The sequence below is a fragment of the Nonomuraea sp. NPDC049419 genome, from assembly GCF_040676995.1.
Taxonomy (GTDB): domain Bacteria; phylum Actinomycetota; class Actinomycetes; order Streptosporangiales; family Streptosporangiaceae; genus Nonomuraea; species Nonomuraea salmonea.
On the sequence record NZ_JBFAQB010000002.1, the window covers coordinates 310735 to 323813 of the forward strand.

Sequence of the window (13079 nt, forward strand, 5' to 3'; positions counted from 1 at the left end):
GGGGGCTCAGAGGGTGACGGCGCCTGCCAGCAACGTGTCGAAAGGGTCGGTGGCGGGGCGGTCGAGGCCGCGGAGGGGGCCGGGGTCGGTCAAATGCCTCTCCGCGTAGAGGCGGGCGACCAGGGCCTTGCGGTCGTCGTCCAGGCCCCAGGTGGCCTGGTCCTCCAGGAGTGCGGCGGCGTAGACGTCGGCCATGAATTGAGCCAGGGGGTACAACCTCGCCTCGGCGGTGGCGCGGTCGAGGGACGACCAGGCTTCGACGGCCTTGGCGAGGTCCTCGATGCGGGTGCGGACGAGGTCGGAGGTGGCGAGCGTCCGCAGGTGGGCGAGGAAGGGCAGGTGGGCCTGCTCCTTCTCCATGGCCCTGCGCACGTCGAGGCAGAGGATGTTGTCGCCGCCCTCCCAGATCGGGTTGACCTGGGCGTCGCGCAGCAGCCGGGCGACGGGCCACTGCTCGATGTAACCGTTGCCCCCGTGCACCTCGATCGCGTCGCTGGCGGCGGTGACGCCGAGCCGGGAGGCGCGCAGCTTGATGAGGGCGGGCCCGAGCCGCAACCGGGGCCCGGTGTGGCCGTCGAAGACCATCGCCTGTGCGGCCTCGACCTCGACGATGAGCTCGCCGAGCTTGCGGCGCATCAGAGGCTGCTCGATGAGCGGCCGGCCGAACGCCTCGCGGGCGGCGGCGTAGCAGATCGACTCGACGAGCGCCCGCCTGGCCACGCCGACGCCCATCATGGCGACGCCGAGGCGGGAGGCGTTCGTGAGCTTCATCATCGTGCCGAGCCCCGATCCGGAGCCTGAGCCTGATCCGGCGAGGAGGAAGGCTTCCGCACTGGTGAACTCGACCTCGGCCGACGCCACCGACCGGGTGCCGAGCTTGTCCTTGAGCCGCCGGATCCGTACGCCGTTGCGGCCGCCGTCCCGCCGCTCCCACAGCACCAGGAACGGCGCCACCGCCCCCTCGGGCAGCCGGGCGAGCACGACGAAGGCGGAGCCGTTGGCGTTGGAGGCGAACCACTTCAGCCCGGTCAGCAGCCACGCGTCCCCGGCGGGCGTGGCGGCGGTCTCCAGCGCGGCGAGGTCGGAGCCGCCGGTCCGCTCGGTGAACATCTGAGCGGCCTCGCCGGAGTAGAAGCCGTTGGCGAAGATCTCCCTGACCCGGTCGCGTACGTCCGCGGGCGCGTGCTTCTCGGCGAGCGAGACCACCATGTCCCCGCCGGTGCCGAGCGCACAGCCCATCCCGATGTCGGCCTGATCGAGCAGGTACGTCCACGCGGCCCCCAGCGCGGCCGGGTCGGCCGCATGGGCCCTGGCCTGCTCGGCGAAGGCGGGCGAGGTGAAGTTGTCGGCCATGAGCGCGTCGCGGGCGGCGTGGAAGGACGGCGGCATGACGACCTGGCTGACGTCCCTGCCCCACTTGTCGTACTTCTCCAGCCGCGGCGGGTTGCGATCGGTCTCCTCGGCGGAGCGCGCGACGAGCCCGCCCATCAGCGCGCCCAGCCGGTCGAGGTGTGGCTCGGCCCAGGCGTAGCCGTCGCCCAGCCGGCGGCGCATGAGCAGCCGCAGCGTGGGGTCGCAGCGCCACCAGTTGCGGCCTTCCGCGCCCTGGTAGCGCTCGGTGGCGTAACGGTCGCTGTGGTCGAACGGCTCGACGAGGTACCGGCCCATACCCGCGAGTGTTACATATACTCGACACGCGATGGAAGAGCGTAACGGAACGATGAGCGCCCGGTCGGCGGTGCTGAGCGCGCTGCTCGGCAGCCACCCGCCCCGCCTGCCGGCCCGCCACCTGGTGCGCATCGGGGCGCTGTTCGGCATCGCGGAGGGCACCGTCAGGGTGGCCCTGTCGCGCATGGTCGCGGCGGGCGACCTGGTGCAGGAGGGCGGCGCGTACGCGCTGTCGCAGCGCCTGGTCGAGCGCCAGGCCAGGCAGGACGAGAGCCGTGACCCGCACGTCAAGCCGTGGGACGGCACGTGGGAGGTGGCCGTGGTCACCGCCGAGCGCCGCGCGCCCGCCGACCGGGCCGCGTTCCGTCACACGATGACCGCGCTGCGCCTGGCGGAGCTGCGCGAGGGCACCTGGCTGCGTCCGGCGAACCTGGTGCGCGACTGGCCCGAGACCGTCACCGCGCAGTGCACGCTCATCGACGGCCGCCCGCACGACGACCCCACTCCCCTGCTGTGGGACCTCGACGGCTGGGCCGCGGCGGCGGCACGGCTGGAGCGCGCGCTCGACCGGGCGCTCGCCACCGGCGACCTGGCCGATGGCTTCCTGGTCTCGGCCGCGGTGCTGCGCCATCTGCTGGCCGATCCGCTGCTGCCGGACGAGCTGCTGCCGGCGGGCTGGCCGGGCGCCGGGCTGCGGGCCCGCTACGACGACTTCGACCGCCGCTACCGGGAGATCCTGCAGGAGCACCTGCGGCTATAGGGGCACGCCGAAGACCGTGCGCTTGCCCCGGAACTCGGTGACGCTCCACAGCTTGCCGCCCTGCACGGTGAGGTCCTCGGGCCCGATGGGGAACGGCCTGGTCGTCGCCGTGTCGCCGTCGAAGACCTGCAGCCTGCCGTTGGTGGTGGAGTTGACGGCCTGGCTCAGGTACCACTTCCCGTCGTACGACACCGCACCCTGGATCTTGGCGTGCCCCGTGGCGTAGGCGTCCTCGGGCGCCCCGCCCTCCAGGTCGAGCGGCCACCGCGCGACCCACCCGTCCGTGCCGGGGTCGCGGTATTCGCCGGTGACGAGTCTGGGGGTGTCGCCGCTGCGGTCGATCGCGACGTACGAGAAGCGCGGCCCCGCCGTGGCGACCCGCCAGAAGTCGGTCTGGGGGATCACGTAGCGGTAGCCGAAGGCGTGCAGCTTGCCGCCGTGCCGCCCGACGCGGTTGCCGTCGCCGAGGTCCTTCTGCGCCGTACGCAGGTCGAGCACCTTGTTGAGGTCGAAGACGCGCAGGCCGCGCGTGGTGTCGGCGACATAGAGCAGGTCGCCGAAGCAGGCGACGCCGCCCGCGTGGATGTTGATCGGCCCGTACGACCCGTCGGGCTGGGCCAGCACGAGCAGCGCGTGCTGATACTTGAGCGTCTGGGGGCTGAGGAACGACACCCTGATGCCCCGCTCGCCGGCCGTCGGCCGGAAATACCAGCTGATCACGAAGGCCGGGACGCCGATGTTCCCCGAGTCGTCGCTGCCGGTCAGGCCCTGGGGGTACCAGTCGGCGGTGTCCTGGTCTTTGTCGTCGAAGGCGTACCAGATGTCCGGCCTGGGCTTCATCGAGCCCATCGCGGCCGCCGCGCCCTTGTTCTTCCCTGTCCTGTTGGCGTTGGCGAGCACCGCCTCCACGGCGGTGCTGCCGATTTCTCCGGCGAGTTTGTCCGCTCCTTCCGCCAGATCGCCCGTGGCCCGATTCAGCGCAAAAGGCGCTGTATCGGTGGATACCATCCCCGATGCCGCCATAACTTCCTCACCTTTTCCGTCTCTTGACCAGTTTGACGGATGGGCGGGAAATATGGTTTGCCGTCACTTCCACAAATGCACGGGCATCCCCGACAGAGCCAGCTCGCGATAACGCCGCACCATGCGCCGCCGGTCGCCGCCGAAGCGCGCGAGCGCCTCCCGCTGCCACACCGACCCGGTACGTCGCAGCCGGGTGCGCTGCGCGATCACGTCAAGGGACCGGTCCGCGTCGGACGGCGTCACCCCCGCCCTCAGCAGCCCCTCCCGTGCCTCGGGCAGCAGCGACAGCACCAGCTCAGCGGCCTCGTGCTCGCCCTCCCTGCCGGGCCAGGACAGCTTGGCGTCCAGCCCCTCCATGGCCGCGCGGTAGAAGTTCTGGTACGCCTGCGCGAAGCGGTAGCCGGTCAGGTCCCGCTCGGCCTGCGACAACGTCAGCCCCAGCAGGAACGCCGTGTTGGCGGCCATGTCCGCGCAGGAGGGCCCGGCGGGCAGGGCGCGCATCTCGATGCGCAGGTGACCGCCGTCGGCGGGGTCGTAGACGGGGCGGTTCCACTGCCAGATCGTGCCCTGGTGCAGCCGCAGCTCGGGCACCTCGTGCGGGTCGGCGCCCTCGGTGAGGTCGGGCACGATGGGGTCGTAGTCGCGTACGTACCGCTCGAACAGCTCGTGCGCGCCCTCGCGCACCCAGTCCGAGCCGAACGTCACCCGCCCGTCCCTGCGCTCGGGCCGCTGCACGTCGCGGTCGTCCGCGGCCTCCTCCATGAGCGCGATCCGCGTCTCCTCCCACAGCTCGCGGCCCAGGAAGAACGGCGAGTTGCCGCACGCCGCGAGCACCGGCCCGATCGCGAGCTGCGCCGCGTTGAACAGCCGGGCGAAGCGCTCCGGCGGGGTGCGGATGTGCACCTGCCAGGAGGTGTTGGCGCTCTCCAGGATCACGTCCTCGACGGAGAGCTCCAGGTCGTCGATCTTGACCAGGAACGGCTCGAGCCGCAGCCGCCGCAGCCCTCTGCTCATGGCGCGGTAGCGGTTCTGGTCGCTCATCGCGCCCAGCGTGAAGTCCTCGGTGTCGAGCGTCGGCAGGATGCCGATGGGCAGCGCGCCGCCACCGGCCACCGCGCCGTCGACCTTGGTGATCGTCTCCTGCACCTCCGCGCCCATGGCCTCGAACGGCCGGCCCGCCAGCGGCGTCGGGGTCAGGTTGACCTCTATGTTGTAGCGGCCCAGCTCCAGCACCACGCGGGGGTCGTCGAGAGCGTCGCGCACCTGGCTGTTGCGCGGCAGCGGCCGTCCTTCCTCGTCGATCAGGAAGAGCTCCAGCTCGGCCCCGATCGTGATCGGGCCCTCGCCGAAGCCGGGGGTGGCGAGCAGCTCGCGCAGGACGCCGAGCTGCTGCTCGCAACGCTCGCCGAAGCGGGTGAACTCCGCCTCGGTAAATCGTTCCTTGTCGAGATCCTTTCCCATCGCCGTCTTCTGTCCAGGAGGCCGCCGTTAACACGTTTTCTGGTGAACCTCCAGGTCAAGGGCAGGATTCGCGACCCTGTACGGATCCGTCCTTCGTCCCCCTGGGCCTTGCGCGACCTGCGGCGACGCGCTCTAAGCTCATGAGATGCGCGCGGTTGCCTTTGACATCTTCGGTGGCGAGCTCGACGTACGTGAGCTGCCCGACCCCTCCCCCGCCCCGCACGGAGCGGTGATCAGAGTCGAGGCGACGGGCTTGTGCCGGTCCGACTGGCACGGCTGGCAGGGGCACGACCCCGACATCAAGGTCCTGCCCCACGTGCCGGGCCACGAGCTGGCCGGCGTGGTCGAGGCGGTCGGCTCCGACGTGCGCGGCTGGCGGCCTGGGGCGCGGGTCACGGTGCCGTTCATCTGCGCCTGCGGCTCCTGCGCCGCCTGCGCGACCGGCGACCAGCAGGTCTGCGAGCGGCAGACGCAGCCGGGCTTCACGCATTGGGGCTCCTTCGCCGAGTACGTCGCCGTCGACCACGCCGACGTCAACCTGGTCGCCGTACCTGAGGACATGGCCTACGCCACGGCGGCCGGGCTGGGCTGCAGGTTCGCCACCGCGTTCCGCGCGGTGGCCCAGGTCGCCGAGGTGCGGCCCGGCGAGTGGGTGGCCGTGCACGGCTGCGGCGGCGTCGGCCTGTCGGCCATCATGATCGCCACGGCGGCCGGCGCCAGGGTGGTCGCGGTCGACATCAGCACCGACGCGCTGCACCTGGCCGAGCTGGCCGGCGCCACCCACTTCGTCAACGGCTCGGACGGCGACGCCGCCGCCCAGGTCAGGGAGCTGACCAGGGGCGGGGCGCACGTCTCGCTCGACGCGCTGGGCAGCCCCCAGACGTGCGCGGCCTCCGTCGAGAGCCTGCGCCGCCGCGGCCGCCACGTCCAGGTCGGGTTGCTGCCCGGCGGGCCGACGCCGATCCCCATGGGCCGGGTGATCGCCCACGAGCTGCGGCTGCTCGGCAGCCACGGCATGGCCGCCCACGCCTACCCGCCGATGCTGGAGATGATCAGGGCCGGCGTCCTGCACCCCGACCAGCTCGTCACCCGCACGATCGGGCTCGCCGACGCCGGCAAGGCGCTGGCCTCGATGGGCTCGGTGCCGGGCGTCACGGTGATCACTCCTCGATCTGCACCCTGAAGGTCCTGAGCACCAGGGCCAGCATGCGGTAGTGGGCGACCAGCATGACCAGCTCGATCCTGGCCGGCTCGTCATAGCGGTCGCACAGCGCCGCCCAGGTCGCGTCGGTCAGATCGCCCGCGTAGTGCAGGTCGTCCGCCACCTGCAGCACGAGCAGGTCCTCGACCGGCCAGAGCGCGTCGGGGCGGCGCACGGAGTCGATCTCCTGGTCGGTGAGCCCTGCCTGGCGGGCCGTGCGGACGTGCTGGGCCCACGCGTAGGCGCTGTGGCAGTGGTGGGCGGTGCGCAGGATGACCAGCTCGCGGTCGCGGGCGGGGAGCGCGCCGTCCAGCAGCGCGCCGCCGAAGCGTAACCAGGCGCGGTAGAGGCCGGGGTGGCGGGCGAGGGTGGCGAACACGTTGTACGGGTTCGCCTTCGTGAAGTCGTCCCACTCGTCGGGTGGCAGCGGCCGCACTCGAGGTCTCATGCTGGTAGACATGCCCCCACTCAGCCCGACATAGGGTGAGATTCATGGACTATGTGCGACTTGGTAACACCGGCCTGAAGGTCTCCCGGGTGTGCCTCGGCATGATGAGCTACGGCGATCCCGCCAAGCTGGCCTGGACGTTGCCGCTCGACCAGGCCGAACCGCTCATCCGCAGGGCGGTCGACGGCGGCGTGAACTTCTTCGACACCGCCGACGTCTACAGCGCCGGCGAGAGCGAGGTCGTGACCGGCAAGGCGCTGCGCGCGATCTTCCCCCGGCGGGAGGACTACGTGCTGGCGACCAAGGTGTACTCGCAGGTGGGCGACGGCCCCAACGACCGCGGCCTGTCACGTAAGCACATCCTCGACGGCATCGACGCCTCGCTGCGCCGCCTCGGCACCGACTACGTGGACCTCTACCAGATCCACCGCTGGGACTCCGAGACGCCCATCGAGGAGACCATGGAGGCGCTGAACGACGTCGTCAGGGCGGGCAAGGCCCGCTACATCGGCGCCTCCAGCATGTGGGCCTGGCAGTTCGCGAAGGCCCAGCACGTGGCCTCCGTCAACGGCTGGGCGCGGTTCGTCTCCATGCAGAACCACTACAACCTCCTCTACCGCGAGGAGGAGCGCGAGATGCTGCCGCTCTGCGCCGACCAGGGCGTGGGCGTCATCCCGTGGAGCCCGCTGGCGCGCGGCGTGCTGGCCAGGGCCGGCTCGTCGACCGAGACCGCCAGGGCCGGCTCCGACCAGCGCATCGCGTCCCTGTACGACCCCGAGAACGACAAGCTCATCATCGACAGGGTCGCGCAGCTCGCCGCCGACCGCGGCGTGCCCGCGGCGCAGCTCGCCCTGGCCTGGGTGCTGCGGCGCTCGGAGATCACCGCGCCCATCGTCGGCGCCACGAAGGAGCGGCACGTCGACGACGCGCTGGCCGCCGTGTCGGTGACGCTGTCGGACGACGAGGCGGCCTTCCTGGAGCAGCCGTACCGGCCGCGCGAGGTCCGCTTCTAGCCACCTGCCCTGGGGCCTCGCTCGCGGGCGCAAGATTGTCGGAGCGAGGTCCTAAGGTATGGGCATGCGGGCAAACGAGGAGGCTGCGGCGGCGCTGCAGGAATACGCGGAGCTGTTCGCGCTCACCGGCGGCGACGCCTTCAGGGTGCGCAGTTACCAGAAGGCGGCCAAGGCCATCGCGGGCTTCCCTGAGGACATCTCGATCGTCGACGTGCGGTCGGTCCCCGGGGTCGGCGAGGCGATCGCGAAGAAGATGGAGGAGTTCCTGCAGCGCGGGAGCTTCCGCCAGCTCGACGACCTGCGCGGGCGCGTCCCCGACGGCGTGCGGCGGCTGACCAAGGTGCCCTCGCTGGGGCCCAAGACCGCGATCATGCTGTACGAGGACTTCGGCATCGACTCCACGGTGGCCTTGAGCGAGGCCATCACCTCGGGCCGCCTCGACGGCGTCAAGGGCCTCGGCCCCAAGACGCTGGCCAACCTGCTCAAGGGCGTCGAGCAGCTCGAGCAGTCGGGCCGCCGGGTGCACATCGGCATCGCGATGGCCCTGGCTGAGCAGGTCATGGGGTCGCTCACGGCCGAGCGCATCGCCTACGCCGGATCGCTGCGGCGCATGAAGGACACCATCGGCGACATCGACATCCTCGCCGTCGCGCCCGAGTCCATCATGGACGACTTCCGCGCCCAGCCCTACGTCGCCGAGGTCATCGCCGCCGGCGACAAGAAGACCTCCATCCGCACCACCGCCGGCATCCAGGTCGATCTGCGGGTGGTGCCGGCCGGGTCATGGGGCGCGGCACTGCAATACTTCACCGGCTCCAAGGAGCACAACGTCGCCATCCGCGAGATGGCGGTGAAGAAGGGCTGGAAGCTGTCCGAATACGGGCTGTTCGAGGGCGACCGGGTGATCGCCGCCGAGTCCGAGGAGGACATCTACCACGCCCTCGGCATGCACTACGTGCCACCGCCGCTGCGCGAGGACGGCGGCGAGGTCAAGGCGGCGCTCGCGGGCGAGCTGCCGGTGCTGGTCGAGCTGAGCGACCTCAAGGGCGACCTGCACACCCACACCGACCTCACCGACGGCATCGCGAGCCTGGAGGACATGGTGGCCGCCGGTCACGCCCGCGGCTACTCCTACTACGCCGTCACCGACCACGCGCCCGACCTCGCGATGCAGCGCATGACCCTGGACAAGGCGCTGGAGCAGCGGGGGCGGGTGGCCGAGCTGCAGGCGCGCTATCCGGACATGCGGCTGCTCCACGGCACCGAGCTCAACATCGCGCCCGACGGCTCGGTCGACTGGCCCGGGGAGATCCTGCGGGAGTTCGACGTGTGCGTGGCCTCGGTGCACTCCCACTTCACGATGTCGCGCGACGAGATGACCCGGCGGTTCATCGCGGCCTGCGAAAACCCCTACGTCGACATCATCGGCCATCCCACCACCCGCAAGATCGGCAAGCGGCCCGCCGTCGACGCCGACTGGGACGCCGTCTTCCGCGCCGCCGCGCGCACCGGCACCGCCATGGAGATCGACTCCTACCCCGACCGCTCCGACCTGCCGTCCGACCTCGTGCGGCTCGCCCGGCACCACGGGGTGAAGTTCTCCATCGACAGCGACTCCCATGCCATCCCGCACCTGGCCCACCAGCGGTTCGGGGTCGGCATCGCGCAGCGGGCCTGGCTGACCACGGACGACGTCATCAACACCTGGCCCCTCGATCGCCTGCTCGCCTTCCTGGGCCGGTGACGCACGGCCGGCTCCCGTCCGTACGGGGCCCGGCACGACCTACGACAAGCGACAAGCGGGCGGAGCTGCCGCCGTCCGTGGAGCCCGTCCACGAAGCCCGTCCACGAAGCCCGTCCGCGCCACCTGCGCCTGCGTCGCGGTGGGGCCGCGGGCCCGAGCCCTGGGTGCGGCTCAAAGGAGGGTGAGCGCAAGGGGGCTGTAGGTGTGGCGCGACCGCCTCCAGCCCTGGCGCGGCTGACCCTTTCGCTACCGGGGTCGCTCGGCCGGGAGGCCGGTGAGGCGGGTGAGCGCGGTGAAGCCGTCCGGGGTGCCGGGCCAATGGCTCCTCACCGCGTCGAGGCCGGCCCGGCGCACCACCGAACGCAGGACGGCCGCGACGATGATGGCGTCGTCGGCGTACCCGAGGACCGGGATGAAATCCGGGATCAGGTCGATCGGCATCGCCAGGTACGCCACCAGCAGCCAGAGCCGGACCCGTACGCCGCGGGGCAGGTCCCGGTCGGCGGCCAGGCGGCAGACGAGCCGCAACATGTCAGGCAGCAGCCGCAACGACTCCCGCAGCAGTCCGCCGCGCGGCCGGACGACGGCGAGCGCGACCACGAGCGCCGCCCACGAAACCACCACGGCCACCGCCACCCCTATGAGCAGCTCCCACCACCACGCCTCGCTCACGCCCGCTCAGCACCCTCCGCTCACCAGCCCGGCCCCCTTACGGTGCAGCCGCTAGGCATCGACGGCAACTCCGCAAGCTTCCTCACCTTCCCATCGACGACACGGCCACCCCTGACGGTGCAGTCGTTACGCATCGGCGGCACATCAGAGGAAGGTCCCTGTCAGTGAGGGTTGGTGGGGGGATGTGGGGGCGGGTAGGTGTCCGGGGGTGGAACGTTCCGGTCCAGGTGAGGCAGATTTCGGCAAGGAAGGGCGCGCGGAGCCGGCCGCAGGAGATTAAATGGTTTCCAGGTAGGAAATAGTCACAACGAGGTGATGCTGCATGAGGCAAGCCACGGCGCCGATCATCAAGCCGCTGCCCGACCACCTGTTCCGGGTGCACGGCAACAGCGCCGAGATGCGGTGGGAGGCCATGGCCGGGCTGGGCTACCACACGCCGAACGACCGGTTCTTCGTCCGCAACCACACCTCCACCCCCCTCATCGACGTCACCACCTGGCGGCTGCAGGTGCACGGCCCGGGGGTGCGGCGGCCACGGGCGTTCACTTATGACGAGCTGCGGGCCATGCCGTCCCGTACGTATGACGTGGCGCTGGAGTGCGCCGGCAACGGTCGGCGCTTCTACCGGACGCAGCAGCACGACGGCGCGCCCGGCACCCAGTGGGGCCTCGGCGGGATCGGGGTGGCGCGCTGGCGCGGGGTGCCGCTGAAGCAGCTGCTCAAGGAGGTCGGAGTGCTGCCCGAGGCGGTGGACGTGCTGGCGATCGGGCTCGACGCGCCGTTCGAGGAGCACGGGCACGTACGCCGGCCGCTGCCCATCGACAAGGCGATGGACGACGTGCTCGTGGCCTACGAAATGAACGGCGTGCCGCTTCCTCCCGACCATGGATTTCCGGTGCGGCTGGTGGTGCCGGGATGGGTGGGAATCGCGTCCATCAAATGGCTCGGGGAGCTGGAAGTCTCCACCGTTCCGCTCTTCACTCCGTGGAACACCGTCTTTTACCCGGACGTCACCACGCAGCCGGTGAAGAGTGCTTTCGAGGTGGCGTGGAATGCGCGAATGCCGTTGTCGGGGACGCGGATCCTGCGCGGGCGGTCATGGTCGGGGCAGGGCAGGATCGTCCGCGTCGAGGTGAGCATGGACGGCGGCCTCACCTGGCGCGTGGCCGAGCACCATGGCCACCACCTGGCGAAAGCCTGGCTGCCGTGGCACGTGGAGTGGACGCCCCGGCACACCGGCACCCGCCTGCTGATGGCCCGCGCCACCGACGAGACCGGCGCCACGCAGCCGCTCAGCCGGCCCCGTCACCCCTTCGGCTACCACTTCGACGCGGTCGTGCGCCATCCCGTGCACGTCGTCCTCGACTAGGGAAAAGGCAACGATCCCCGGCCTCGTCCTTGATTACGGGAAAGGCCGGGTCCGGCGCGCCCTGCCCGCGCCGGGCGACGACCGCCGGCTCGCCGAGGCGGTCGCCGAGATCCACGCCCGCCGGCTCGACCGGACGCGACCGCTGTGGGAGATGCACCTGATCAAGGGCCTGCGGGGCGGGCGGGTGGCGGTCTACACGAAGGTGCATCACGCGGCCATCGACGGCGTCTCCGGCGCCGAAACCCTCGCCGCCCTCCTCGACCTCACCCCGGACGGCCACCTCCCCCCGAACGGCATCGGCCAGGGCCACCCCTCGCCCCCTCCCGCCCCGCAAGCGGGTCGACGCCTGAAGGCGAAGCCGGGCGTGCACCCGGAGGCAGGCGGCATCGGCCGGAGTTGCCCCGCCTCGCGGTGCCGCGGACGCCGTTCAACGGGCCCATCAGTGCCCGGCGTCACCTGTCATTCGGGTCGCTGCCGCTCAAGGACGTCAAGCAGGTCGCCAAGGCCAACGGCATCAGCGTCAACGACGTGGTGATGACGCTGTGCGCGTCCGCGCTGCGCTCGTGGCTGCGGGAGCGGGACGCGCTGCCCGACGAGCCGCTCATCGTGGCGGTGCCGGTCGCGGTGCGCGGGCCGGGCGGCAAGGGCCTCATCGGCAACCAGATCTCGGCCATGATCGCGCCCGTGCCGACGAACGTCCCCGACCCGAAGGAGCGCCTGCGAGTCATGGGCGCGGTGATGGGCCGGGCCAAGCGCAGGTTCGCGCCGGCGCCGGCGACGTGGCCGGGCGAGCTGTGCTCGCTGCTGCCCGCGCCGGTCACCAGCCTGGCCACGCCCGCCATCTTCCGGCTGGCGGGCATGGCCTTCCCGCCGGTCAACCTGATCGTCAGCAACGTGCCAGGCCCGCAGTTCCCGCTGTACCTGTGCGGCGGCCGTGCTGTCGTACTACCCGCTGTCGGTGCTGACCGACGTCAGCGGCGGCCTGACCATCACCTGCTTCTCGTACGACGGCATGCTCGACTTCGGCATCGTCGCCTGCCCCGAGCGGGTGGACGACGTGTGGAGCCTGCTCGGCCACCTGCGCACGGCGCTGGACGAGCTGTCAGACGAGCGAGTGGGCGATGAGTTCCGCGACGGCGTCGGGGTCGATCTGGTGGCCGGTTAGCTGGCACAGGTTCTCCTGGTAGAGCAGGGCGGCGGCGAACATGGCCGCCGCCACCTCCAGCCTGACCGCGTCGCCGCGCGCCCCGGGCGTGGCCAGCTCCAGCGCGAACCTGGCCCGCCTGACGAGTTCGCCGTTGAGCCGCCCGAGCCGTTCCTTGACCGAACGGTGGGTCTCGGCCTCGCGGAAGAGGATGCGCCGCATGGCCGGCGAGGCCCGCAGGGGCAGGGCGCGGGCGAGCCGGGCGAGGGTGCCGGCCAGGTCGCCCGGCACGGCGTCGACCTCGCGGCCCTCCTCGATGACGGCGCGTTCGTTGACGAGAGCGACCAGCAGATCGATCTTGTCGGGGAAGTGTTGAGCAATCAGCCGCTTGGGCACTTTCGCAAGTTTCGCTATGACCGCGGTCGTGGTCGCCTCGTAGCCGCGGCCCGCGAACAGTTCCTCCGCCGCGTCCAGGATGCGCGTGCGGACGTCACCGATCACCACAGCTCAGCACCCTAATGCCGGGGGGAAGTGCCTCGCCATGCCGTCGGGACGAGAGGGGTGTCGCACGTGTCA

At 71.3% G+C, this 13079-nt stretch carries 11 protein-coding genes and 1 pseudogene; 6 read left to right on the forward strand and 6 right to left on the reverse strand.

All coding sequences use genetic code 11. From position 1 onward, the window contains the following. Window positions 1–6 precede the first annotated feature (6 nt). Window positions 7–1668: an acyl-CoA dehydrogenase family protein gene (locus AB0K12_RS06780; protein ID WP_364556254.1), complete on the reverse strand. Its 1662-nt coding sequence runs from the start codon at window positions 1666–1668 to the stop codon at window positions 7–9. Between the two features lie 31 nt (window positions 1669–1699). On the opposite strand from AB0K12_RS06780, the gene AB0K12_RS06785 reads away from it, so the two are divergent. Continuing rightward, window positions 1700–2428, forward strand: a complete 729-nt coding sequence (locus AB0K12_RS06785) for a PaaX family transcriptional regulator C-terminal domain-containing protein (protein ID WP_364556256.1) — start codon at window positions 1700–1702, stop codon at window positions 2426–2428. On the opposite strand, the gene AB0K12_RS06790 is transcribed toward AB0K12_RS06785, so the two are convergent. Next, complete coding sequence (locus AB0K12_RS06790; protein ID WP_364556258.1) at window positions 2423–3337, reverse strand: hypothetical protein; 915 nt, start codon at window positions 3335–3337, stop codon at window positions 2423–2425. The two genes, AB0K12_RS06785 and AB0K12_RS06790, sit on opposite strands and share 6 nt — an antisense overlap. A gap of 177 nt (window positions 3338–3514) precedes the next feature. Beyond that, window positions 3515–4912: a glutamate--cysteine ligase gene (locus AB0K12_RS06795; protein WP_364556260.1), complete on the reverse strand. Its 1398-nt coding sequence runs from the start codon at window positions 4910–4912 to the stop codon at window positions 3515–3517. Between the two features lie 145 nt (window positions 4913–5057). Here AB0K12_RS06795 and AB0K12_RS06800 point away from each other — a divergent pair, with 145 nt between their 5' ends. Beyond that, entirely contained in the window at window positions 5058–6095 is a 1038-nt protein-coding gene (locus AB0K12_RS06800) for a zinc-dependent alcohol dehydrogenase family protein (RefSeq protein ID WP_364556262.1), read from the forward strand. Here the strand turns inward: AB0K12_RS06800 and AB0K12_RS06805 are convergent. Beyond that, the gene (locus AB0K12_RS06805; protein ID WP_364556263.1) at window positions 6073–6561 is read right to left on the reverse strand and encodes a carboxymuconolactone decarboxylase family protein; all 489 of its coding nucleotides are present in this window, start codon (window positions 6559–6561) and stop codon (window positions 6073–6075) included. The two genes, AB0K12_RS06800 and AB0K12_RS06805, sit on opposite strands and share 23 nt — an antisense overlap. 44 nt (window positions 6562–6605) lie before the next feature. Here AB0K12_RS06805 and AB0K12_RS06810 point away from each other — a divergent pair, with 44 nt between their 5' ends. Both AB0K12_RS06810 and polX read left to right on the forward strand, forming a co-directional pair. Beyond that, the gene (locus AB0K12_RS06810) at window positions 6606–7574 is read left to right on the forward strand and encodes an aldo/keto reductase (protein ID WP_364556266.1); all 969 of its coding nucleotides are present in this window, start codon (window positions 6606–6608) and stop codon (window positions 7572–7574) included. Between the two features lie 64 nt (window positions 7575–7638). After that, a complete protein-coding gene (gene polX, locus AB0K12_RS06815; RefSeq protein ID WP_364556267.1) occupies window positions 7639–9318 on the forward strand; it encodes a DNA polymerase/3'-5' exonuclease PolX in 1680 nt (559 codons plus the stop codon). Between the two features lie 246 nt (window positions 9319–9564). On the opposite strand, the gene AB0K12_RS06820 is transcribed toward polX, so the two are convergent. Next, entirely contained in the window at window positions 9565–9990 is a 426-nt protein-coding gene (locus tag AB0K12_RS06820) for a YkvA family protein (protein ID WP_364556269.1), read from the reverse strand. Window positions 9991–10312: 322 nt separating this feature from the next. Here AB0K12_RS06820 and AB0K12_RS06825 point away from each other — a divergent pair, with 322 nt between their 5' ends. Then, entirely contained in the window at window positions 10313–11359 is a 1047-nt protein-coding gene (locus tag AB0K12_RS06825; protein ID WP_364556271.1) for a sulfite oxidase, read from the forward strand. Between the two features lie 109 nt (window positions 11360–11468). Further along, window positions 11469–12524, forward strand: a pseudogene (locus tag AB0K12_RS06830) (wax ester/triacylglycerol synthase domain-containing protein). On the opposite strand, the gene AB0K12_RS06835 reads toward AB0K12_RS06830, so the two are convergent. After that, on the reverse strand, window positions 12462–13007 hold the full coding sequence (locus AB0K12_RS06835; protein ID WP_364556273.1) for a helix-turn-helix domain-containing protein: 546 nt from the start codon (window positions 13005–13007) through the stop codon (window positions 12462–12464). The pseudogene AB0K12_RS06830 and the gene AB0K12_RS06835 overlap by 63 nt on opposite strands. Window positions 13008–13079 lie beyond the last annotated feature (72 nt).

Coding starts and splice junctions, on each gene's coding strand:
- AB0K12_RS06785 (WP_364556256.1), top strand. CDS start 1,700: ATGGAAGAGCGTAACGGAACGATGAGCGCCCGGTCGGCGGTGCTGAGC.
- polX (WP_364556267.1), top strand. CDS start 7,639: ATGCGGGCAAACGAGGAGGCTGCGGCGGCGCTGCAGGAATACGCGGAG.
- AB0K12_RS06795 (WP_364556260.1), bottom strand. CDS start 4,912: ATGGGAAAGGATCTCGACAAGGAACGATTTACCGAGGCGGAGTTCACC.
- AB0K12_RS06825 (WP_364556271.1), top strand. CDS start 10,313: ATGAGGCAAGCCACGGCGCCGATCATCAAGCCGCTGCCCGACCACCTG.
- AB0K12_RS06810 (WP_364556266.1), top strand. CDS start 6,606: ATGGACTATGTGCGACTTGGTAACACCGGCCTGAAGGTCTCCCGGGTG.
- AB0K12_RS06805 (WP_364556263.1), bottom strand. CDS start 6,561: ATGAGACCTCGAGTGCGGCCGCTGCCACCCGACGAGTGGGACGACTTC.
- AB0K12_RS06800 (WP_364556262.1), top strand. CDS start 5,058: ATGCGCGCGGTTGCCTTTGACATCTTCGGTGGCGAGCTCGACGTACGT.
- AB0K12_RS06780 (WP_364556254.1), bottom strand. CDS start 1,668: ATGGGCCGGTACCTCGTCGAGCCGTTCGACCACAGCGACCGTTACGCC.